This window comes from Vallitalea maricola (assembly GCF_036985595.1).
Lineage (GTDB): Bacteria > Bacillota > Clostridia > Lachnospirales > Vallitaleaceae > Vallitalea > Vallitalea maricola.
In genome coordinates, this window is sequence record NZ_BTPU01000102.1 from 1 (window position 1) to 24,119 (window position 24,119).

Consider the following 24,119-nt stretch of genomic DNA (forward strand, 5'->3'; position numbering starts at 1 on the left):
TATTGCCATAGGCTTATACATCCTGTTATCAAAAAGATACCTATCAAGAGATAAAATATATAACTATAATTAAACGAGAATCCATAACTCCTTGTACCCCCATCACCTTCATATATTTTATCTCTATCAATCTCATCAAGAGTTGATTTAATCTCTATTTCTATTTCATTATTGTCTATCTGAATAGTTTTCTTACCAGTTTCAAAACTGCGCAAAGTCAATAAATATCCTTTTTCAGTATCCTTTATATCAACTATTTCAAAATCCTTGAATTTATCTCTTATATCATCTTCACTATATAAGTTTGTTTCAATCTCTATATTAATCAAATCACCAACGTATATACTTCTTTCCTCAGCTAATATAGTTATAGATGAAATAAGTAATAATAAAGATATTAAACTAATTAAAAATGCAACTTTCCTTTTTCTCATATATTACCCCTTCTTCTGAAAAATTGTTTTAACGGTTTATAATAATCTTCGTCAGTGTATATGTTAATAATGTTTTTTCTATACATCTTAAAGTTATTATCTAATTTATATTCTTTCTTAAGATTATCTAGCGCTATTATCTCTCCTGTCTCCAAATCCTCAAAAGTAAATATAGCGCCAGCAGGAATCAGTTCTTCAGTTCTATCAATAACACGTACCATAACTAAATCATGGCGTCCAGAAGTTATTTTAAGATCTTTTGCATAACCTTCATCAAGAAAATCTGATATAACAAAAACTACACTTCTCTTTTTTTCAATTCTGTTAAAATATTGTAGTGCTTTTCCAAGATTGGTTCCCTTATTCTTAGGTTTGAAATCAAGGATGTTTTCTATAATTGATAAAACATGCTTTCTTCCATTTTTGGAAGGAACGAATTTCTCTACTTCATCAGTAAATAGGATTATACCAACTCTATCATTATTTTTACTTGCTGATAAAGCTAATGTTGCACCGATACTTGCTATTAACTCTTTTTTATTACCAAAATCACTGGATTTTGACATATCTATTATTAGAAACATATTCAGTTCCCGTTCTTCGCAAAATTGTTTTACATATGCTTTGTTATGACGAGCTGTAACGTTCCAATCAATATTTCTAACATCATCACCATGATAGTACTGCCTAATATCGTCAAATTCCATTCCTTTACCTTTGAAGCCGGAACGATATTCACCTGAAAATATTTCTTCAACTATTTTATTGGACTTTATTTCAATTTGTCTTATTTTCTTAATCATTTCTCTTGAAACCATTGTTTAACTCCTTATCTATGGTAAGTTAACCTTTTCCAAAATTCCAGCTATTATATCTTCAGAAGTAATATCATCAGCTTCAGCTTCATATGAAAGTAATATTCTATGTCTCAGAACATCATATGCCATTGATTTTATATCATCTGGTACTACATAATCACGGCCTTCTAAGAATGCTCGTCCTTTTGCTGATTTTATAAGGTTGATACTTGCACGTGGGGATGCACCGCAAGCTATATAATTAGATTTTTCTCTAGTTTTCAGAACTATGTCAAGTACGTAGTTCTTAACATTATCATCTATATAAATGCCGTTTATTTGTTCTCTCAGATGTAATATATCTCTGCATGATAAAATCTTAGTAAGATTAGGTTCATAGTAATTATCCATAGTAAAACGGTCAATGATTTTACTTTCTTCGTTTCTATCAGGATACTTCACTTTCAGTTTCATCATAAATCTGTCCTGTTGCGCTTCTGGTAGTGGATAAGTACCTTGTTCTTCAAGTGGGTTCTGTGTAGCTATTACTAAAAATGGTCTTTCCAGTTGGTAAGTAGTATCCCCTATTGTTACTTGTTTTTCCTGCATTGCTTCTAGTAAAGCTGATTGTACCTTAGCAGGGGCACGATTTATCTCATCAGCAAGTATTAGATTACTGAAGATAGGTCCTTTCTTAATAATGAATTCACCATTCTTTTGGTTATAGATCTCTGTACCAAGGATATCTGCTGGTAATAAGTCTGGAGTAAATTGTATCCTTTTGTAATCAACTCCACTTACCTCAGCTATAGTACTTGCTGTCAGGGATTTTGCTAGACCTGGAACACCTTCTAATAAGATATGTCCTCCAGTCATAAGACCGATGAGTATTCTATCAACCATATAGTCCTGTCCAACAATCACCTTATTTATTTCATCTCTTAGTGAATATATTATCTGTTGTTTATCAGATAAACTTGTTATTTCCATTTCTTAATCCTCCTTAGTAATACAAATATGATATTTAATGCAATACCAATAAATACTATTTTATATTTATTTTTTGAATTATATATGAATAAATTGTTAATTATAGAAAAATATTTGATTTTTTTGTTTTACTGCTAATAATCCTTATAATGTCAGTGCTCTTTGTGAGCAATATCAGCATAAAAAAAGCTGCTAAAATAGCCAGCTAAAAATTAATTGTTTAACAATATGTACATATAACAACTAATAGATAATAGTCCAAAATTGCTACATTACATTTTTATTGCTATAAATCCATTCTAACTATCAATATATGAACCAAAAGTTCTTATGGTAGATTTATCTTTTTTATCTATTGTTGTGCCAGTAAATCCTAGAAATGCTGCATTAGGTAGTTCATCTCTCATATTTTTAGCCATACTTTTATATTGACCGCGGTGAGCTTCGTCAGTAAGTACTATAACGTTTGTTTTAGTTGTTAGTACTGGAAACTGTTTATCATCTTTTAGTATTTCTTTTTCTTCTCTTTATCACTTTGGAACTTATGTATTGTAGTCATAATAATCTGCTTTTTATCTGGAACTAGTTCTTTATCGTTATAATTGGCTGTGGTTAGAACACCAATCAATTCACTATTTTTAGGTTCATCTTCAATAGCTTTGAAAGCTTTGTCTAACTGGATCTATATTTAGGTCAAGGTTTTTAATATTTCCATTAGTGACACTCCTCTAGTTTATATATGTGTTTTTTACATTAATCGACTGTAATTAATTATAACATACTAGATATATAACATAAATATGAAATCAAATAAAATCTCCTCCTTGTTAATAAAAGAAACATAAATCTAATGAATAAATCCCACCCTTAATAATTCCAACTGCATTTATTAATTATTACAATAAAGTAATAAATAATAGTATTTTATGCATTTCATCCCATAAATCATGTCGTCTGTCAGGATTTGTTGCAATTATAAAAAAATTCATCTATCATAATTTATATCCTGCTCAATATTTAATACCTTATTATTTGACATCAAAGAGAACTAGAAATAACTATATACATATGATAAAATAAGGGAGCGATGTAATGCATAAAATATCTATTCAATCACAAGAATTAGAAAAAAAGAAAGTCAATTAAAAAACTTAGCATCAAGAACAGGGAACATTAAAGATAGTCTTATTAGAGTCAGTAATTCACTAGATTATGACATAAAATGTAGACAGAATATTAGTAATGAGTTAAATCGTCTTTATAATGACATAAGTTTAATAGAAGAAAATCTATTTAAGTCTGGTAATTTCTTAAATTCTACATGTAGAGCATATGCTGAAACTGAAATACTAATAGAAAAGGAATTAGGTTACCTTTCTTATGAACTAGATAATTCTAATCAACCTCAACAACCAATACCAGATAAAAAAAATGAAAATTTCCTAGCACGATTAGGTAATTCATTAAAATGCGGTTTAAATCATTTACGTAATTTTTTTACTAATTCAAATGAAAAGCTAAATAATGAACTAATTCCACATGATAATGGAGATAGACTTTTTACAACAGCTAATGATTTTATTAATTCTAATCCATATACATATTATGTATATGATACCAAAACATATCTTAGCTCTAGAGGTCATTGGCCTACTTGGAAAGATATTGGTGGAGCTATAAAAAGTGGTTTTGAATACGTAGGACGTTCCGTTAAACAAATGGTATTTAGCAATTATGCAGAAGATGTAACTTTGTTAGGTACAATTGGACAAATTGGTTTAGGAGTTCTGGGATTTGATATACATTCAGATATACTTGATATAACATACGATTTTGATAAATGGGAATGGTCATGGGGACATGCAGGTCAAACTGTTTTAGATATGGCAGCTATATTACCAATTGTTGGATCATTGAAATATACTGATGAAGTTGGCACTCTAATCAAAGGTGTTAATAAATCAGGTGATATGGTAAAAGACATTGAAAAATCCAAGGATATTTATAAGAATATAAAAAAAGCTGATCCTAGTAAAGTAATAAATACCTTAGCAGATTTCAAAAGCAGAAAAATGATATTTGGTAATAATACATTTTTACTAGATAAAAGTGGTATGAAACACATACTAGAAAGACATCATATAGAATATTGGGAAGGCTCTATTAAGAAAACCCAAAGTTTTTTCAAAAAGAATACAACACTTGATGATATTTCTGATATTATTAATGATATTATGAAACAAAATAGAGAAACTCTAATAAAAAAAGGGACAAGAGGTATGTACCAAATAGAAGGGACTTATAATGGAATTGACTATGTAGTCGGACTAAAAAATGGTCGTATAGGACAATTTTATCCAAAATAAAAATACGGAAGAAGGGATTTTATGTTTAATATCAAATCTTATATTAAATATCCAAATAAAAAGATACAAGATTTATTTAGTTTAAATGATAATTATAAATCTTACTTTATAGAATTAAATGACATGGAAAGAATAAAAAATATAGTTAATGACATTGATACAAACTATATTGAAGGTATAATCTATCTAGAATATAACGGTACTACCATATTAGACTTTACATATTGGGATATAATTGACCAACTTTGGGCTTATATGATAACTTTAGTAGACAATAATTTAAAAGACCAAAAAGCTGAAATATATTTTCCTGACCAACCTATTAAAGTACAAATAAATAATATTAGTAATGACTTAATTTTAATGTCTATAGAATCAAATACTAAAATGCAGATGACATTACCTAAATATGAATTTTTCATTACACTTATAGAAGCAGCTAAGGAATTTTTCTGTAAGATTCAATTATGTTTTGATAATGAACTTGATTATAGTTATGAATTAGAATTAATTGATAATCTCACAAATATATTAAACAAAAATCGGGAGATTAATAATTGAAGAAATGGCTAATAGTAATATGTTTTATGTCAAACAAGACAATTTAGTAATGAAGTTAAAGTGTAATTAACATTAAATAATCGAATAATAAAATAGATGTCTCTCCAAGTTCTTAATGAGATACATCTATTTTATGTTTTTATAAATTTATGACAATATTATCAATACACTTTTCAAGAAATGTTACCTCTGCCCCTTTTTACTCTTCACAATTAAAAAATATCTTAGACAAATCATTACTTAATATATTTTGAATTTCATAATTAGTCAAAGGTAGATAAGTTTTCATATATTCCAAATAACCTGTTGGAGTTTGATATTGGTAATCTGTTCCGAATACAATATTATCTAATCCCCATTCTTTCAACATCCTAGCTAGTTCTTTGCAATCTTCTTCAGTTGTTACATCTAATCCTAATTCTTTTTCTCTATCAGTTACAATTACTCCTGAAATATCAAAATAGATATTTTCTTTTTTTAGATATGGGTTTGAATTGTATTTTTCAATAAATGTGGTGAACACTTCTTTGGCAGATCTATCAAAACTACCCCATCCCCCCAAATGAGCAATCTGTAGCTTTAAATTAGGAATTTGAGAAATTACATTATCTATTAGTATCTCAGCATCTTTCTTTCCAAACTCTGGACTTCTACTTCTGAAATGTAATAGGATAGGAATTCCTTTTTCTGAAACATGTGTGAACAATTGTTTTATTTTTATAAGATGATCTGGATTTCTTAAATCAACATCAGAATTTGTAAAATGTAACTTTAACCCTGATAATCCTAATTCATCATAACATCTATCAATCTCACTTATAGCGTAATCTTTTAAAGGATTCACACTAAAAAACCCAATTAATCTGTCCGGATATTTTGCAACTTCATTAGCTAAATAATCGTTCTCTTTTTTAACATTTTCATATTCATTTGAATCTTGAACTTGATCCATACCATAAATATAACTATTAGATAGTACAAAAGCTTTATTCATACTTGCTTCATCTAATAAAGATACTATTTTTTCACCTGAAACTTCTTCAATAGGGATATCAATATATGTATCAGTACCCAATAATGTTTTAAATACTTCTGAGAATTCCTCACTCATCATATGTACATGATGATCTGTATAAGCATGTAGTGGTTTTGGATTACAGTTAATGTCATGAGCATAAGTCATAGTATTGTTAATATTAGTAATTAATAGAATTAGAATAAGTAAAGCAATATTTTTCTTCATTATATTTTCTCCTCATCATATAAATTTTCTATTATAATACTACACAAAAATTATTTTGTAAACATAATAACAAATAATATATAGCATATAACTAATATAATATTATTTTACAAAGTTAATATTAAATTTTCTAAATAATCTAAATTCAGAGGATTAGATGATAATTGATAATTAGCTATTCCACAAAGAAGGTGCACAACCCATACACTTCTTGAACTGCTTAGAAAAAGAATACTGATTAGGATAACCTAGATAATTAGATATCTCTTTTACGCTCATTTCAGTTTCCTCTAACAAAAATGTTGCATATCTTATTTTAGACTTGATTATATACTGATATGGTGATATTTTATATTGTGCATTAAAAAGCCTTGTGAACTGTTTTTTTGATAGATTAGCCAACTTAGCTAAATCATCAATAGTAAACATGCTACTAGGATTCTCATCTATGTAGCTTTTAACACTTTCTATTCTACTGTCTTTTTTATACCCCTTATCACATTCATAATCATTGACCAATTCATAAAATATCTGAGTCACTATACTATTACACATCTCATCTGCTAAGTCACTATCACCATTAACTATTTGATATAATCTCTCAAATAGTTTCTGATACTTAATAATATCATTAGCATGAAAAGCATATGAAAAAGGACGTGAGAAGTAATTTTCTCTCTGGTATGAAGTCCTATTATCATATAATCCGAATCTAATAGGCATAATAGAAGGCAAATTAGATTTATCAGGAATTGCACTATGAGGAAAATCATTACTAACAAAGATAACCTTACCTCTTTTTAATTGCTCTTCCTTACCATCAAGATAATAATAACCATTACCACCTTTTATGAATATTATATGAAAATCTTTATTCCTTCTGTTATCTTCAATTTTCCATGTTAAAGGTACTTCATCAATATTATAAGCGGTATGTATTTTAAAATAATATTTGTAAGGTACCTCACTAAATATACTTTTAATATTTTCTATTGGATTATCAGTGATTATATCCTTCTTTAACATATAACTCATCCCTTTTGATATTTTTTAAACCCTAATAAATTACGAATTACTATTAAACTTATTATACATTGATAATAAACATTTTAAAATATAAAATAATACTTAGCAATAAGCAATCGTTATAAAAAAATATTACTATTCTATAGAATAAAAAATAGATGATACAATAACTAAATATCATATCATCTATCAAATACTATAATCTTATTATACTCTTCCTTAATCAATCTATACAAATAAACTTAATACAACTGCCCCTACGAATCCACAAACAGAAATAATGGTTTCCATCATAGTCCATGATTTTAACGTTTGTGCTTCATTCATTCCAAAGTACTTACCAACTAACCAGAATCCACTATCATTGACATGGGATAATATTGTTGCTCCTGATGCGATTGCTATAACTATTAATGCCCTATCTGGTGCACCAAGATTGAATACTGTAAGAACTGGTGCCATTATACCAGCGGCAGTTATCATGGAAACTGTTGCTGACCCTTGTGTAATTCTTACTACTACTGCTAATATGTACGCTAAGAAAATTGGTGGAAGGCTTGATTTTGCTATTGACTCAGCCATCATATTACCTACGCCACTGTCTATAAGCATTTGCTTAAACACTCCACCAGCACCTGTAACCAATATAATCAAACCTGCTGGTGCTAGAGCTTTACTACTTAGATTCAATAATTCATTTTTAGAGAATCCTCTTTTTATTCCAAGAAGATATAGAGCTAAAAGAGTCGCTATTGTTAATGCCACGAATGGATGCCCTAAGAATTTTAATAATTCAACTGTAAACCCTTCATTAATAACTTGTTTTTTAACTAGTACATCTGTAAGGGTATTCAATAGAATCAGTACCAGTGGAACACCTATTATACTTACAATAAGTCCAAATGAAGGTAAATTATTATCATTTATCCTAGATGAATCATCACCTTCACTTACGAATTTTGGTGGTGCAATATTAATTTTTTTACCTATGTATTTTCCAAAGACTGGTCCTGCTATAATTGCTGTAGGTATTCCTATGATAAATCCAAACAGAATAACCCATCCTAGATCAGCACTTACTATCTCGGCTACGGCAACAGGTCCAGGAGTTGGTGGTATGAAAGTATGTGTAACAGCTAAACCAGCTAATAGTGGTATACCATAAAATAGAACTGATTTTTTAGTATCCTTTGCTAATGCATATACTATTGGTACAAGAATTATGAACCCTACATCAAAGAATACTGGAATGGCAACAAAGAAACCAGTTATGACCAAAGCCCAGTTTGCTTTTTCTTTGCCGAATTTTCTAATCATTGTTTGGGCAAGAGCTTCCGCTCCACCAGAAGATTCTAATATCTGTCCAAAAATCGCTCCCAATCCAACAACGGTTGCGACAAATCCTAAAGTACTACCCATACCTTTTTGTATACTTGCTATTACGTCATTCAGAGGCATGCCTGTAGCAATTCCAACAAACATACTTGTAATAAGAAGTGCAATGAAAGCTTGAATCTTAAATTTAAGTACCAAAACCAATAATAACACAATTGCTGCTATAGTAATTAAAATCAACATAGTTGTATTTGACATCGCTTATGTCCTCCTATTGTCCTTAATCTACCTTCTAGATAATCATATACTTATTTACAGTCCATATATCCGCCCTTCATAGGGGATACCGCAAGGGCTGTATATGCTCCTAATGCTCCTTTTGTATATTTAGGTGCTGGCTTCTGCCATTTATCTTTTCTCATTCTTAGAATCTCTGTCATCTCTTCTTTAGATTTTTCTACTCCATTTACTCCTATGATGCTTAAAACTCTGTTTGGAATATCTATCTTAATCAAATCATCTTTTTCGACTAGTGCTATTGGTCCACCTTCTGAAGCTTCTGGTGAAACATGACCTATGGCTGGTCCTCTTGTTGCTCCTGAATATCTACCATCAGTTATTAAAGCTATTGATTCTACTAACTCCTCATCTGATGCAATGGCTTCTGTCGTATAGAACATCTCTGGCATACCTGTACCCTTTGGTCCTTCATATCTGATGAATACAGCATCCCCAGGTTGTACCTCTTTGGTTAGAACCGCTTTTATAGCTTCTTCTTCACTATCAAAAGGTCTGGCTTTTAGTATTACCTGCATTAATTTTTTAGATATTGCAGAATGTTTCACTACTGCTCCTTCTGGCGCTAAGTTGCCTTTTAATATAGCAATGGCACCTTGAGCTTGGATTGGATTATTTTTATTTTTGATAATATCTTCAGGCTTGATATTAAGTTCTTTCAAATATTTGTGGCATTTTTCATAATATCCGTTTTTCTTTAATTCTTCTAAGTTTTCGCCTAGAGTTTTACCTGTCACTGTAAGAACATCTAGATGCAAATATTCTTTAACTTGTTCCATAACTGCTGGCACACCACCTGCATACCAGAAATACTCTCCTGGATAAAATCCACTTGGTCTTATATTTAATATATAAGGTACTTTTCTATGGATTTCATCAAATAATTCTGGTTCAATATCAATTCCAACTTCATGTGCTATAGCAGGAATATGAAGTAATGTATTAGTAGAACCGGCTATTGCAGCATGAATAACAATTGCATTTTCAAATGCTTCTTTAGTTAATATCGTCGATGGTTTCAATCCCAACTCAGCTAATTTTAGAGCATGTTTACCTGCTCTTAGGGATACTTCTTCTATTTCTTCTCCCACTGCTGGGATTAATGATGTCCCTGGTAATGCTAAACCTAATGATTCTGCCATTATCTGCATAGTACATGCTGTCCCCATAAAAGAACATGCACCACAACTTGGACATGCATTATGCTTATAATAAGTATATTTTTCTTCAGTTATTTCATTTCTTTGATACATAGCACTATAAGTACCAATCTGCTCTAATGTAAGTTTATCAGGACCAGCTTTCATGACTCCACCAGGTAATATTACAGATGGTACATCCAATCTAGCAATAGCCATTAAATGTGCTGGTACGGATTTATCACAGCTTGCAATGAATACTCCTGCATCAAATGGTGTAGCTTGATATTGTATCTCAATCATATTGGCTATCATTTCTCTAGATGCTAATGAATAGTTCATTCCATCATGCCCCTGGGCTTCTCCATCACACATGTCAGTTACAAAATATTTTGCTGGACGTCCACCTTCTTCATATACACCTTCACATACGCCTTTTACCAGTTTATCTAAATGCGCACTTCCTGGGTGACTGTGCCCATAACTGCTTTGAACAAAAATCTGTGGTTTATCTAATTCTTCTAATTTCCATCCAGAACCAATTCTAAGAGAATCCAATTCTGGTGCTAATGATCTTAATTCTTGACTTTTTAACATTTCAATTCCTCCAGTTGTATTACAACTTATTTAATCATCATTCATTACATCAAAGTTTAAACTTCAAGAATTGTACACTATGCACAATTTGTATTACAAGTTCATTATAAAACACTAATATTTTTCTGTCAATCCCTATTTTGAATAATTTTAGCACTTATTTGTAATACATTTTGACCAATGCATCCTTTTATATTTGTTATACAACTTACTAATATTGACAATAATTTATTACTATGGAAGGATAAATCAACTACACCTCATCCATTACCGTATCATTATAACCTTGTTTAACGCATAAAAAACAGCATATAATATTATCATCATATGCTGGGGGCTCTTATATTCTATTATAACTTCAAACAACTTAACTAATTAATCAATTCTAGTATTTTTAATATCCTCTATAGTTCTTTCTATATGTCTTCTCATATATATTGTTGCTAATTCTTCATCTCTATCTTTTATGGCTTCAAGCATCATCTTATGCTCTTTTATACCGCCACCTGGTCCTAATTCCTTATACAATCTCCTTTGATGATATCGTAATATCTCTCCCAAAACCTCACTAACCTTTTTTAAGATTGAATTATTAGCACCTTCAACTATAAGCATATGGAACTTAAGGTCTTCATCTGTGAATCTTTCTTCATCATGCTCATATTTAACCATTCTATAGTAGCATTCTTCCAGCTCTTCTATTTTATCATCAGTACATCTTTTAACACATAATCTTATACTTTGTGTTTCAAAGATAAGTCTGAACTCTAATATTTCCATATAGTTATCTCTATCTAGTGTAAGCATTGGTATAAGAGAATTAAAATATATTGATGGCTGCAAATCATTGACATATGTTCCTCCACCCTGCTTTTTACTTAATATATTCAAAGCCGCTAACTTCTCTATAGCTTCTCTTACTGATATTCTACTAACATTCAGTTCACTGGCAAGTTGTGTTTCTGACATAATTTTTGTACCTGAAACCCATTTGCCGCTTATTATATTTTCTTTTATTGTTCTAAAAACAATATCACTAGCTCTTTCTTTCATTACGATTTCCTCTCTTGTGTATTAGGAATACTATAAATATAAAATTTTATTTATATCTTTATAGTATCATCCATCAATAAATAATAATATACATCTCATATTATATCATACAACAATATTTTTCACACAATCCTTTTTTCAATTAACAATAATAAATCATAAAAATGTCCCTTTTTAACATTCTAATCATCCCTTTTGATATTTCAATAAACAAGATAAATTGTTAAAATCATTTCTATAAGGCAATCTACACTAGCCATTTAATAAGAAAATAAGGAGAGGATTATTATGAAACCAAACATATTATTTTTCTTAACTGATGATCAACGATTCGATACTATTTCTGCTTTGGGAAATAAAGAAATACATACACCTAACCTAGATAAATTAGTAAGTAACGGAGTAACTTTCACACAGGCCCATATTCCATGTGGAACCAGTGGAGCTGTTTGCATGCCAAGCAGGGCTATGTTACATACTGGAAGAACTCTTTTTCACATAGAAAAAGAAGGTCAAAATATACCTGATAATCATATTACATTAGGGGAACATCTTAAAAATCAAGGCTATCAAACATTTGGAACAGGAAAATGGCATAATGGAGTTAAGTCATATGCAAGAAGTTTTACCTGCGGAGATAATATTTTCTTTGGCGGAATGGATGATCATTGGAACGTTCCTCTAAATCATTACGATCCAACAGGTAAATATGAAGGTAGATTAAAAAGAACATATAGTTTTATGACTTCTAATGAAACTCGCATATCCATAGGCGATCATGTTGAAGCTGGCAAACATTCCAGTGAAATCTTTTGTGATGCATCAATAGATTTTCTATATAATTATGATAGTGTTGACCCGTTTTTCTTATATATTGCTTTTATGGCACCTCACGACCCACGAACCATGCCAGAAAGATTTATGAATATGTATAATCCTGATGATATATCCCTGCCAGATAATTTTTCACAAGAACATCCTATAGATTATGGTATTAAGGAAATAAGAGATGAAATCTTGACACCTTACCCACGTACTGAAAAAGCCATTAAAAAACATATTGCAGAATACTATGGTATGATAAGTCATCTTGATCATGAATTAGGCAGAGTTATAACCGCTCTTGAAGAAACAGGTCAGTATGATAACACTATAATAGTCTTTACTGGAGATAATGGACTTGCTCTAGGTCAACATGGATTAATGGGTAAACAAAGCTGTTACGAACATAGTATACGAGTCCCATTAATATTTTCTGGTAAAGGAATACCCACCAATGAAAGAAGAGATTCCTACGCTTATCTACTTGATATCTATCCTACCCTATGTGATTTAGCTGATATTGATATCCCTGATTCAGTTGAAGGCAGAAGTTTATTAAACTCAATTCAAGATAATAAACATATAACAAGAGAAAATCTATATTTTGCATATACAGATACAATAAGAAGCGTAAAAGACGAAAGATACAAGCTTATAGAATACGTCAGTGGAAACTCTAATGAAACTCAACTTTTTGATTTAATAGATGACCCATTAGAAATGAATAATTTGTATTCTAACAAAAACTATGAAGACATAGTAATCAAACTTCGTAATGAAATGTTTAAGTATAGAGATAATTGGAATGATGATTCAAGTCATGAATCTGGCGAATCATATTGGGAAAAATATGAAAAGTTAAACCAATAAAGTGGCAATTCTATTAATATTATCGTCAATTATAAATTGATATGCCAAATTCAAAAGCAAATATGAAATTTAACAAAAAAAATAAGCACTCTATAGTACTAAATTTTACATGTACTATGGAAGTGCTTTATATTCTTAACACAATTTTATATTTAAAGTTATCTAACCTTATAAGCAACCATAACGAATAGTTAATTTTATCTCTTAGGTCTGCTACGATTTCCGTCATGCAGATAGCCACTTAGAAGACACCATATTCCTATTCGCTTGACCCACTAGAAAATTTCTTTGGGAGCGACCCCTTATCTTTTAGAATAAGACTAGTATAAGGCTGGTTTGTGTTGAAAATTGTAAGAAATATTATATTATATCTTCAAACAAAAATCAAGTGTAAATATTGACAAAAAAGAAATAATTTTCCATTTTATTTTATGTGTTCTAACAATGCTGTATACTTCTTCTTGCCATCCTCATAACCATGATTATAGAACTCATTAAGCTTTTCCACACTTTTTTCAAATCTAGAAACAGGCGAAAGCGTTGGACGCATAACAAAAATATCTCCCTTTTTCTCAAGTTCATCTATATAATCCATTGTTTTGTTATATACTTTATACCTATTTTCCAAAGCAAATATTAATCCTGGATAAGCTGCATATTTTCGTTTGCACAACCTTATCATAGTTTTTGAGGGTACTTTTTTACGATAACCCTTGTTTCTTGTTAAAATAACTACAATCTTTTTATTTCCCAGCTCCATTGCTCTATCTATAGGTACAGAATCAGCAATACCCCCATCAAGATATGGAATATCATTAATCCATACCATAGGTGCAATCAAAGGCACACTGCTGGAAGCCCTGCATATGGACATAAGTTCCTCTTTTTTCTCAGGTTTCATGTACTCAGCTTTTCCGCTTAAACAATTAGTAGCAACTATTTCACATTCAGTATCAGAATCAAAAAAAGCATCATAATCAAATGGAAAAACTATATTAGCAAAGTCATCAAATAATAAATCCATATCTATTAATTTGCCTTTCTCAACAAGCTTCCTAATACCATAATACACATTTTCTTTCTTAGTAATTATCATACAATCCTTAGATCTTCCAATTTGTCCAGAAATATAATCTACACAATTACAGGAACCTGCTGAAACCCCTAATATATTGGACACTTCTAATTCCTGCTCCATAAAGTAATCCAAAATACCTGCTGTATATACGCCTCTAGTAGCGCCACCCTCTAACACTAATGTTGCTTGATACATTACATAATACACCACCTTATAATTACATGCGAATGATTTTGATTCATAAACATTGTTATAATTATAATACAAAATATTTATTTTTTCAATTATCTTGTAATTTAACAAATCCTAGGCAGCATGCTATTGCTTAAAGCATACAACCTTCTTTTACCTCCTATCGTAGTTCTTACACAAACTATCCCTTTTGATTTATCCACTACTCTTCCAATTAATCCAGCATCTTTTCCATTTTCCAGCTCATTTATTGTCTTAACAATCTTCTCCCCATAACCTTTTTCTGCAATCAATATCATCCTGCCTTCACAAGCTAAATAATAAGGGTCTAATCCTAATACCTCCGTCACACCTTTTACTTCATCAGCTATAGGAATACTATCCTCCTCTAATAAAATTTCTATTCCCTGTTCTTCTACTATCTCATTAAGACTAGTAGCAATACCTCCTCTTGTTGGGTCTTTCATCACTTTCACATGTGGCAAAAACTTCTTAATCCCTATCAAAATATTAGTAAGCGAATCACAATCACTCTTGATATTACCTTGTATATTAAGGTCATATCTTCTAATTGCTATAGCCGTACCATGCTCCCCAATGCCACCTGTAATTATTATCTCATCACCTATACCAATAGGATTAGGATTATAATTATCATATATACTTCCTATACCCGATGTATTAATGAAAATGCCATCTACACTACCTCTATCAACAACTTTTGTATCACCGGTCACAACTAACGTATTTGTCTTACTACAAACTTGCTGCATTGAACTAACAATCCGTTCCAGTTGTTCTATATCAAATCCTTCCTCAATTATAAAACCTGCACTAAGATATAAGGGCTTAGCTCCAGCAACTGTCAAATCATTAATAGTCCCGCAAGCTGCTAATTTCCCAATATTTCCGCCCTCGAAAAAAATAGGCTTAACTACAAAACTGTCTGTTGAATATGCCAATCTTCCCTTACTCATTTCAAAAACTGCTGAATCTCTCCCTTTCAGCAATATAGGGTTACGAAAATATCTATAAAAAATTTCATTAATCAGCTTACTAGTATGAATTCCTCCATCCCCATGACGAAGTTGAATAGTTTTACACAAGTTATCACTCTTTTCTATATCTATAATAAATACCGCAGGTACCTTCTGACGAAACCATACAAGGTCCTACAGGATGCTGTGGTGTACATTTGTTACCAAAAAATCTGCATGAAGTAGGTATCTCCTTCCCCAATAGAATATCTTTGCATATACAATTATCCTCTATAACTTTTGGTAAATTGTCAAAACTGAAAACTTTCTTTGCATCAAGGGTTTCATATTTCTTATTTATTACCATTGCAGAATCAGGAATAATTCCAATACCTCTCCAATTGCCGTCTTCATGTACAAAGACTTCCTCTAATATTTTACAAGCTGTTTCATTACCTTTTTCTTTTACACATCTTTTGTATAAGTTTTTATCATGATTATGTATCTTACCTTTACACTGTTGTACTATGAAATAAATACCGCTGATTATATCCAAAGGTTCAAAACCGCTAACTACCGTTTTAATATTATTATCATTACTAATGAATGAAAAATAATCCGCACCTTTTATTACTGCAACATGACCTGGACATATGATACCATCTATACAATGAGTCTTATCCTTAAGAATTTCTTTTAATATTGGTTTCATTAATTTTAAACTAGTTAAAAAGAAAAGGTTGTTAATATTTTCTTCTTTTGCCTTCATGACTATTTTCCCAATCAAAGGAGCTGTTGTTTCAAATCCTACAGCTAGAAAAACCACTTTTTTACTAGGATATTCCTTTGCCAGCTCGATACTCTGGATAGGAGAATAAACAATCCTTATATCCTTCCCTTTTGATTTTTCCTCTGACAAACAAGATTCTGTTCCTGTTACCTTCATCAAATCCCCAAAAGTAGCAATTATTATATCTTCTCTTTGAGATAAGGATACAGCCATATCTATATATCTCTTATCAGTAACACATACAGGACAGCCTGGACCTGAGACCAATTTGATGCGAGGGGAAAGCATATCCCATATCCCATATTTAGCTATACTCCCAGTATGTGTACCGCAGATCTCCATAATTACAATATCACTCCCTACACCTTCATTTATTTCTTGAACCATTCTGGCTATTAGTTGTTTTTCATTCATACCCTTCACATTCCTCTATTAGATATCTCATTATTCTCTGCAATTCAACATACCCATCTTTATCAATCTTTTCAATAGCAAAACCAGCATGTACCAAAATATAATCACCGATTCTAGGAGATTCAATAAGTTCTATGTTCACCCTTTGAACTACTCCTAGATATAATACATCTCCATAAGCTCCATTTATTGATTTAATCTTTGCAGGAACTGCTAAACACATTTTACTTCACTCCTCCATACTCATCATCTTCTATTGCTATTTGTCCTAAAGACAATCCCCCATCATTAATAGGAATTATTTCATTAAAATAGGTATTAAACCCTAATCCCTTCAACCTTCTATATATTCCACTCAATAAATATGAATTTTGGAAAACTCCTCCACTCAAAACAACATCAACAATTCCTGATTTTTTAGATAATCTATCTACCATATTAACTGTAAAATCAATCACCGTATTATGAAATTTGCTGCTAATACTTGATATATTAATTCCTTGTTTCACATCACCAATGATCCCTTTTATTATTTTTTTATAATCTATAAGCAATTCATTGTTAGTATCATCTATATCATAACTATATAATTGGGTAACACCAGATTCTGTATTGTTTTCTAATATTATTGCGGCTTCTCCATCATAGGTATTATAATTACATAATCCAATAAGTGCAGAGACTCCATCAAAAAAACGTCCTATACTAGATGATTGGAAGCAGTTAAAATCTGAGCTTAGAGCTTCCTTTAGTAATTTTATTGTATCTCTATTAACTCCTTTAATGTATTTCTCAGGTTCAATTTCCGAACTACATAGAAAACTGACTCCACTCCGCCAAGGTTCTTTAACAGTAATATCCCCGCCTTGTAATGTCACATATTTGAGATGAGCTACTCTTTTATAACTTTTCCTGTCACCTATAAAAAATTCCCCTCCCCATATAGCTCCATCATCACCAAGTCCTGTCCCATCATAGATCACACCAATGACCTTTTTATCCATGTTATGTTCTACCATACAACTTAACATATGTGCATAATGATGCTGTACCCCTATATGTCTAATGGACTGTTCATGGGCATATTTTGTTGAATCATATAATGGATGTAAATCATGAATTAATCTGTCGGGTGTTGTTTTATATATGTTCAGGATATTATCTATAGTTTTCTGATACCTTTCAAATGTATCATAATCACCTAAGTCACCAATATAATTACTCATCACAGCGTATTTGCTTTTCAATACACAGACAGTACTCTTCTGCTGACCTCCTAATGCCAATATTTCCTTATTACTATCCATCTTTACATGATATGGAGCGTATCCTCTTGCAAGTCTTATTACCATTACTTTGTCTTCTATGACTTTCACAACAGAATCATCTATAGGCATATGTATTTCTCTATTATGAGTTAGGAAATAATCACATATATTTCCCAATGATTCTATTGCTTCTTTATTTTTATAAGCTAAAGGCTGTCCATTAAGATTACCACTAGTCATAACTAGATATTCTAGAGATTCGTCAAATAAAAGATAGTGTAATGGTGTATATGGCAGCATAATTCCTATGTATCTCTGGTTAGGTGCAATATTCGATGGAAGTATATTAGACAATCTTTTTTTCAATAAGACTATAGGTCTCTGCTTACCTGTTACAATTTGTTCCTCTTTTGTACTAATATAAGCTATCTTTTTAGCTGACTCAAGATTCTTAGCCATTATGGCAAGAGGTTTATTAGGTCTTTTTTTCCTAATCCTAAGAATATTGACAGTATTGTTATTAACTGCATCACAGCATAAGTGAAATCCCCCTAATCCTTTTATACCAACTATTTTACCTTGTTTTATCATGGAGACTGCTGATTTAATTGGATTACCATATTTCTTCATATTATCTGAGTCAATAAATTCAACCTGTGGTCCACACTTTTTACAACAATTGGGCTGAGTATGGAACCTGCTGTCACTAGGATCATTATATTCTTTTTCACAATCTGTGCACATTGGAAACATTGACATAGTCGTATTTTTTCTATCATAGGGTAACTCTTTAATAATAGAAAAGCGAGGACCACATTGCGTACAATTCGTAAAAGGATATCTATATCTCCGAGACTTAGGATTTAACACTTCATTCATACATTTGTCACAAGTAGCTATATCTGGAGATAGGAAACATATGGTTGGAGTCGTACTAGTACTAGGAAGTATGTGAAAATCTTTATATCCTTTAACTTCACATGGTATAATCTTTATTTTTTCAATATTAGCGATTGAAGGTGGATTATAGATCATATCTTTGATAAAGCATTTTATATCATTTTTTTCTCCTTCTATCATAATTACCACTGTAGAGTCACAATTATTGACCCACCCTTTCAGGTTGTTTGCAAGTGCTTTGCTATATACAAAAGGGCGAAATCCTACGCCTTGAACTATGCCCATAATCTGTATTTTATACCCTAACAACTAATTTTCACCTTCTACTTTATATATGATTGCTGTCAAAGCTTCTATTTGTTTATGCTCAACATATATTTTGATTTTATCAGAAAGATATTCACCTATATTCATTCTCAGTTCTTCCAACAATGTATCTTCAGTAACATGGCTATCATGATTTACAATTACATTGACGCTAGTTAATTTGTTGATGTTTTGTTCTTCACATAAATTCTTTAGATAGTCTGATATTTTCTTAAATAAAAATGTATCATGCATTGATACTCCCCCTTAATATTTTTTCAATTTCTTCTTTCACATTCTCACATATACATATAAATCCTCTTTGTAATATATCACTTAACTCACAACCATATTCAATTCTATTAATTTCTATTCCAATAAAATATCCTTCAATTTTCTTACGGTAAAGTGTCAAACCTTTTAATATACTCATCTCATGTTGTGAGTAACCACTTCTATAATTATCATCCAATTCTCTAATAGGACATGTTGTAACATGACAAGGCTCATAGCCTAGATTGGTAGCATCGATAATTATAATGAAATCCCCGTCACCTATATAATCCATACAATAGTCCATATCTGTTTCACCAATAATAATTTCTATCTCCTTTTTGTTTAACCATTCTTTCAGCTCTTTTACTACTGAAATACCTATTCCATCATCCATCATAATGGGATTACCGATAGCTATTATTTTCATATTCATTAGACTATCCTCATTTCTACTGCATTATATTGACCTCGTACATGTGTTGCACATGATACACATGGGTCAAAGGACCTTACGATTCTTCCAATCTCTACAGGATAATCTATATCTTCAATCTCAGTTCCTATAAGTGCATCTTCAACAGTACCTCTTATTCCTTTTTCATCTCTTGGTGACAGATTCCAGCCAGATGGCGTTATGATTGTATATCTTCTAGTTTTCTTATCTTCTATTAGAATCCAATGACCTAACGCACCTCTTGTTGTATCAATCAATCCTTTGCCAGCAGCTTTTTCAGGAATATCATATATTTTCTGTTTACTTTCTTTCAACCTAATTCCTTCTAATAGTGATTCCATTATCTCTATAATCTTCTTAGCTTCCAAGGCCCTTGCTATGGTTCTGTCCATCAGAGATATACCTCTTCTGTAATATCCACCTAACCACATCCTCGCCAGAGGACCTACTTCCATAGGAACACCTTTATATCTTGGTGCTTTTATAAAAGAATAAGCATTTTGTTTCATACGATTTGGTCTGTCATCTTCATACCATGCATAGTAAACATTTTCCGTGATATTTTCTGATCTGAATGCTTCTTCTCTGCCATTAATCCATACTTTTGGATATACATAGGTTCTATCTTTTTCTTTGTATGTATCGAAACATCCGTAGGTCATTAGATTTTTATATCCTGCTCCTTGATGAAAACATTCTGGATAATAGTAACCAACAGTTTCTACATCTTCTATCATCACATTTACAACAAAATCCTTTATTTCTTCTAATATAGATTTTACTTTTATGTATTTTGAGATATCCATATTTCCTGTAGTTCCACCAACAAAAATACCATGATTGTGAGGTGCTTTCCCTCCTAGTTCAGCAAGCATTTGATGAGCTAATCTGCTGTACCTCATAGATGTAAGATAATGTTCAGCTATTTCATTATTTACTTTGTCAGGTAACTTAAAATTATTATGTGATACAACGTACACAGGATTGATATTTGGTCCTTTCACAAAATCTGGAAATGTATATTGATATATGTGTCTTATATGATTCTGTAAAAATTCACATCCATGCATAAAATCTCGAATCATCTTATCATTATCATCAACTTTAATATTAAGCGCGTCTTCTAGAGCAAGACTTGAAGCCATACTATGAGCAGTAGAACATATACCACATATCCTTTCCGTAAAATAAACTGCATCTAATGGTGACCTTCCTTGAAGCATTTTTTCAAATCCTCTGAATAACATGCCGCTGCTCTTAGAATCAGAGATTCGATTATTAGTTATCTCAACTTGAATTTCTAAAAAACCGCTGATTCTTGTAACTGGATTAATTGTTATTTTCTTCTTCATTATTATTCTCACCTACTCCCCTTATCTAACTATATATATTCAATACATGTACAAGTTATTATACTTAACACAAAATGTTGTAAATATTTTATTAAAAGTCAAATATAAGAGTAAATCACTATTAAAACTTAATCAAATAAATATCCGGCTTATTCTTATATTTTTTGACTTGCATTGACATTTTCATCCATATGTTATATAATATATTGTTATATTTATCTACTGATTAAAACAGATTATAGGAGATCTTATAGTCATTACGCACTATATAGTTAGAAATAGGAGTTTTACAAATGAAAAGATTATTGGCAGTAATTCTAGTTCTATCATTATTAAGTTTTGGTTCATATTCATTAGGAGCAAATAATAATATAAATAATGTAACTGTATTGATGTATCATCACATCTTACCGAAAAAGGATATTGTTGGTTGTTGGGAGAATAATAGCGCAGTTCTATCTTTAGAGGATTTCCATGAACAAATGAATTATTTATATGAAAATGGAAATACTATCTTGACGCTAAAAGATTTTAAAGATTATATTTATGAGGATAAACCTATTCCCAGTGACAGTGTATTAATTACTTTTGATGATGGATATAAGAGTAATGTTGAATATGCTTATCCTATTTTAAAGGAGTATAATTTTAATGCTACAATATTTCTAATATCATCCCAAATTCAAGACTGTTACGAGAAATTCAATCCTAAGAAGTTACAATATTGTTGTGTTTCAGAATTAAAAGCTTGTAGTGATGTATTTACATATGGAGACCACACATATAATTTACATAGAATAGATAATGAAACTAATTTACCATATATGAAATTCAAGTCATATGAGGATATTAAAAATGATATTACCATAAGTGAAGCTATATTATCTAAATATATTGATATAGATACCAAAGCTCTAGCTTATCCATATGGAGCATATACGAATACTTCACAGCAATTATTAAAAGAAAAAGATTACAAACTTGCATTCCTTACTGCTAAAGGTAAGGTGACCAAAGTTACTGATCGATATTATATTAGAAGATATAGTATTTCAAATAATGAAAATTTCTATTCATTATTTTAGATAATAATGAAAAACCAAAAGTGCTAAAATCAAGTTTAAATATATTTATAAAACTTAATTTTAGCACTTTTTCTCATTTACAATAGGTTATATTAAAATTAATACCTAATGAATGGCTCCATTTTATTTGGAAATCCCTCTTGGGCACAACCTATACAAGGTGTATTAGCACCTATTGGCCAATTATCAGTATTGTTCCATCGTCTTATAGGACAATCTGTCTTTGTGACTGGTCCTCTACAACCTAGACGAAACATACACTCTTCATCCCCTAATTTCTTAGCAAATATTTTATTATCAAAGTAAGAACGTCTTGGGCACCTATCATGAATAGTAACACCATAGAATATAATAGGTCTTCCTTGTTCATCTAGTTCAGGTTTCCCAAACAACATTAAATGTGCTATAGTACCAGTAATCCAATCTGGATTCCCTGGACAGCCAGGGAGGTGAATAACTTCTTTATCAACAAAATCTTTTACAGATTTACATAATGCCAGATTAGGACTGGCAGCTGATATCCCACCGTATGAAGCACAGGTTCCTACAGCTAGTATGTATTTTGCTTTTTCACCAGCTTTTTTTACTGCATCCATTCCAGTTATATACTGTCCCTTATATCTTGCAATCACATTATACAGACCATTATCTTTTGTTGAAATTGCTCCTTCTACCACCAAAACAAATTCTGTATCTATGGTTTTCAGAAATTGTTCATATGCAGCTTCTCCTTCAGCAGCCATTAAACTATTACTGTACATCAAATTAACCATTTCTTTCAAAAAATATACGGCATCGGGATTATACGCATCAAGTAAGGAGATGATATTACCTGAACATCCTGTAGTTTCCAACCATATCAGATTAATTTTATTCAACTGTGATTTTTGTTCTGACACCATATCCATCATAGTTCTTGCCATTCTGTTTTTAGTATCTATTATTGGACAATTGTTTATCCTTCTATTATTTTCCCCACGACTTCTAATTGAGTTAATACATTCTCACCACCATGACATTTATTAAACTCATCTGTTATATCTTCTCCTGCTACTACACCAAAATGAGTTCCACCACCCCACCTTGGATTATAAGTTACATCATAGACTACACCATCTACTGCAATATAAGCAGGTCTATCTTTTTCTCCATTATATTTTTTTAATTCTTCTATGGTAAATGTTCTATTAAGTCTTTTTTCACTTGTCTCATTAATTGCCATATTTTCTAGAAATATATAGCATTGTTCAAGTAACTTATCTAATACAAACAGCTCTTCTTCAATCTTGCTTACGTAATACATTTTATTTTCTATAAATGGAGTCCTAAAAAATGAAATCCTGTTATCATTTATTTTTATACTCAGTTTATAGATTTCATCATGCAACACTTTAATATTAATAACGAACTACCTCTTATATATTTAAGTTTATATATATATATTCAATAGAATAATAAGTTAGTATTTTTACTTTAATTATGTTAAGGATATATATA

At 30.8% G+C, this 24,119-nt stretch carries 24 protein-coding genes; 4 read left to right on the forward strand and 20 right to left on the reverse strand.

Features of this window, described 5'->3' with window-relative positions; genetic code table 11:
• From AACQ14_RS22535 to AACQ14_RS22555, 5 genes are all read right to left on the reverse strand, one after another.
• Nucleotides 1-434 (reverse strand): hypothetical protein (locus AACQ14_RS22535; RefSeq protein ID WP_339365801.1); only part of this gene is annotated, 434 nt, incomplete at its 3' end.
• Nucleotides 431-1,252 (reverse strand): DUF58 domain-containing protein, encoded by an 822-nt coding sequence (locus tag AACQ14_RS22540; RefSeq protein ID WP_339365802.1) that lies wholly within the window; start codon nucleotides 1,250-1,252, stop codon nucleotides 431-433. The genes AACQ14_RS22535 and AACQ14_RS22540, both read right to left, overlap by 4 nt.
• Before the next feature lie 15 nt (nucleotides 1,253-1,267).
• Nucleotides 1,268-2,221 (reverse strand): AAA family ATPase, encoded by a 954-nt coding sequence (locus tag AACQ14_RS22545; protein WP_339365803.1) that lies wholly within the window; start codon nucleotides 2,219-2,221, stop codon nucleotides 1,268-1,270.
• Between the two features lie 299 nt (nucleotides 2,222-2,520).
• Nucleotides 2,521-2,733, reverse strand: coding sequence for a DEAD/DEAH box helicase family protein (locus tag AACQ14_RS22550; RefSeq protein WP_339365843.1), 213 nt, complete (start codon nucleotides 2,731-2,733; stop codon nucleotides 2,521-2,523).
• The gene (locus AACQ14_RS22555) at nucleotides 2,727-2,849 is read right to left on the reverse strand and encodes a hypothetical protein (RefSeq protein ID WP_339365804.1); all 123 of its coding nucleotides are present in this window, start codon (nucleotides 2,847-2,849) and stop codon (nucleotides 2,727-2,729) included. Before AACQ14_RS22555 ends, AACQ14_RS22550 begins: the two co-directional genes overlap by 7 nt.
• Nucleotides 2,850-3,939: 1,090 nt before the next feature.
• On the opposite strand from AACQ14_RS22555, the gene AACQ14_RS22560 reads away from it, so the two are divergent.
• Both AACQ14_RS22560 and AACQ14_RS22565 read left to right on the forward strand, forming a co-directional pair.
• Nucleotides 3,940-4,587, forward strand: a complete 648-nt coding sequence (locus AACQ14_RS22560; RefSeq protein WP_339365805.1) for an EndoU domain-containing protein — start codon at nucleotides 3,940-3,942, stop codon at nucleotides 4,585-4,587.
• Between the two features lie 21 nt (nucleotides 4,588-4,608).
• Nucleotides 4,609-5,148: a hypothetical protein gene (locus AACQ14_RS22565; RefSeq protein ID WP_339365806.1), complete on the forward strand. Its 540-nt coding sequence runs from the start codon at nucleotides 4,609-4,611 to the stop codon at nucleotides 5,146-5,148.
• Nucleotides 5,149-5,347: 199 nt separating this feature from the next.
• Here the strand turns inward: AACQ14_RS22565 and AACQ14_RS22570 are convergent, their stop codons facing one another.
• From AACQ14_RS22570 to AACQ14_RS22590, 5 genes are all read right to left on the reverse strand, one after another.
• Nucleotides 5,348-6,391: an amidohydrolase family protein gene (locus AACQ14_RS22570; RefSeq protein WP_339365807.1), complete on the reverse strand. Its 1,044-nt coding sequence runs from the start codon at nucleotides 6,389-6,391 to the stop codon at nucleotides 5,348-5,350.
• Between the two features lie 171 nt (nucleotides 6,392-6,562).
• Nucleotides 6,563-7,417 carry an AraC family transcriptional regulator gene (locus AACQ14_RS22575; RefSeq protein WP_339365808.1) on the reverse strand — a complete coding sequence of 285 codons (855 nt, stop codon included), beginning with the start codon at nucleotides 7,415-7,417 and terminating at the stop codon, nucleotides 6,563-6,565.
• Nucleotides 7,418-7,645: 228 nt separating this feature from the next.
• Nucleotides 7,646-9,010, reverse strand: a complete 1,365-nt coding sequence (locus AACQ14_RS22580) for a GntP family permease (protein WP_339365809.1) — start codon at nucleotides 9,008-9,010, stop codon at nucleotides 7,646-7,648.
• Between the two features lie 50 nt (nucleotides 9,011-9,060).
• Nucleotides 9,061-10,785, reverse strand: a complete 1,725-nt coding sequence (gene ilvD / locus AACQ14_RS22585) for a dihydroxy-acid dehydratase (RefSeq protein WP_339365810.1) — start codon at nucleotides 10,783-10,785, stop codon at nucleotides 9,061-9,063.
• A gap of 375 nt (nucleotides 10,786-11,160) precedes the next feature.
• A complete protein-coding gene (locus AACQ14_RS22590) occupies nucleotides 11,161-11,838 on the reverse strand; it encodes a FadR/GntR family transcriptional regulator (RefSeq protein ID WP_339365811.1) in 678 nt (225 codons plus the stop codon).
• A gap of 288 nt (nucleotides 11,839-12,126) precedes the next feature.
• Between AACQ14_RS22590 and AACQ14_RS22595 the strand changes: the two genes are divergently transcribed.
• Nucleotides 12,127-13,530 (forward strand): sulfatase-like hydrolase/transferase, encoded by a 1,404-nt coding sequence (locus tag AACQ14_RS22595; RefSeq protein WP_339365812.1) that lies wholly within the window; start codon nucleotides 12,127-12,129, stop codon nucleotides 13,528-13,530.
• A 424-nt stretch (nucleotides 13,531-13,954) separates the two neighbouring features.
• Here AACQ14_RS22595 and AACQ14_RS22600 read toward each other — a convergent pair whose 3' ends face one another.
• From AACQ14_RS22600 to AACQ14_RS22635, 8 genes are all read right to left on the reverse strand, one after another.
• Nucleotides 13,955-14,803: a patatin-like phospholipase family protein gene (locus AACQ14_RS22600; RefSeq protein ID WP_339365813.1), complete on the reverse strand. Its 849-nt coding sequence runs from the start codon at nucleotides 14,801-14,803 to the stop codon at nucleotides 13,955-13,957.
• A gap of 101 nt (nucleotides 14,804-14,904) precedes the next feature.
• Nucleotides 14,905-15,906, reverse strand: coding sequence for a hydrogenase expression/formation protein HypE (gene hypE, locus AACQ14_RS22605; protein ID WP_339365814.1), 1,002 nt, complete (start codon nucleotides 15,904-15,906; stop codon nucleotides 14,905-14,907).
• A gap of 4 nt (nucleotides 15,907-15,910) precedes the next feature.
• Nucleotides 15,911-16,981, reverse strand: a complete 1,071-nt coding sequence (hypD, locus tag AACQ14_RS22610) for a hydrogenase formation protein HypD (RefSeq protein ID WP_339365815.1) — start codon at nucleotides 16,979-16,981, stop codon at nucleotides 15,911-15,913.
• Entirely contained in the window at nucleotides 16,974-17,204 is a 231-nt protein-coding gene (locus AACQ14_RS22615; RefSeq protein ID WP_339365816.1) for a HypC/HybG/HupF family hydrogenase formation chaperone, read from the reverse strand. The genes hypD and AACQ14_RS22615 overlap by 8 nt, the downstream gene beginning before the upstream one ends.
• Before the next feature lies 1 nt (nucleotide 17,205).
• Complete coding sequence (gene hypF / locus AACQ14_RS22620; protein WP_339365817.1) at nucleotides 17,206-19,458, reverse strand: carbamoyltransferase HypF; 2,253 nt, start codon at nucleotides 19,456-19,458, stop codon at nucleotides 17,206-17,208.
• Nucleotides 19,459-19,710: a hypothetical protein gene (locus AACQ14_RS22625; protein WP_339365818.1), complete on the reverse strand. Its 252-nt coding sequence runs from the start codon at nucleotides 19,708-19,710 to the stop codon at nucleotides 19,459-19,461.
• The gene (locus AACQ14_RS22630) at nucleotides 19,703-20,164 is read right to left on the reverse strand and encodes a hydrogenase maturation protease (protein WP_339365819.1); all 462 of its coding nucleotides are present in this window, start codon (nucleotides 20,162-20,164) and stop codon (nucleotides 19,703-19,705) included. Before AACQ14_RS22630 ends, AACQ14_RS22625 begins: the two co-directional genes overlap by 8 nt.
• Nucleotides 20,164-21,537: a nickel-dependent hydrogenase large subunit gene (locus tag AACQ14_RS22635; protein ID WP_339365820.1), complete on the reverse strand. Its 1,374-nt coding sequence runs from the start codon at nucleotides 21,535-21,537 to the stop codon at nucleotides 20,164-20,166. The genes AACQ14_RS22630 and AACQ14_RS22635 overlap by 1 nt, the downstream gene beginning before the upstream one ends.
• A 293-nt stretch (nucleotides 21,538-21,830) precedes the next feature.
• Here AACQ14_RS22635 and AACQ14_RS22640 point away from each other — a divergent pair, with 293 nt between their 5' ends.
• Nucleotides 21,831-22,622 carry a polysaccharide deacetylase family protein gene (locus AACQ14_RS22640; RefSeq protein WP_339365821.1) on the forward strand — a complete coding sequence of 264 codons (792 nt, stop codon included), beginning with the start codon at nucleotides 21,831-21,833 and terminating at the stop codon, nucleotides 22,620-22,622.
• Between the two features lie 98 nt (nucleotides 22,623-22,720).
• On the opposite strand, the gene AACQ14_RS22645 is transcribed toward AACQ14_RS22640, so the two are convergent.
• Both AACQ14_RS22645 and AACQ14_RS22650 read right to left on the reverse strand, forming a co-directional pair.
• Complete coding sequence (locus AACQ14_RS22645) at nucleotides 22,721-23,620, reverse strand: hydrogenase small subunit (RefSeq protein ID WP_339365844.1); 900 nt, start codon at nucleotides 23,618-23,620, stop codon at nucleotides 22,721-22,723.
• Complete coding sequence (locus AACQ14_RS22650; RefSeq protein WP_339365822.1) at nucleotides 23,578-23,925, reverse strand: cytochrome b5 domain-containing protein; 348 nt, start codon at nucleotides 23,923-23,925, stop codon at nucleotides 23,578-23,580. The genes AACQ14_RS22645 and AACQ14_RS22650 overlap by 43 nt, the downstream gene beginning before the upstream one ends.
• Between the last annotated feature and the right edge of the window lie 194 nt (nucleotides 23,926-24,119).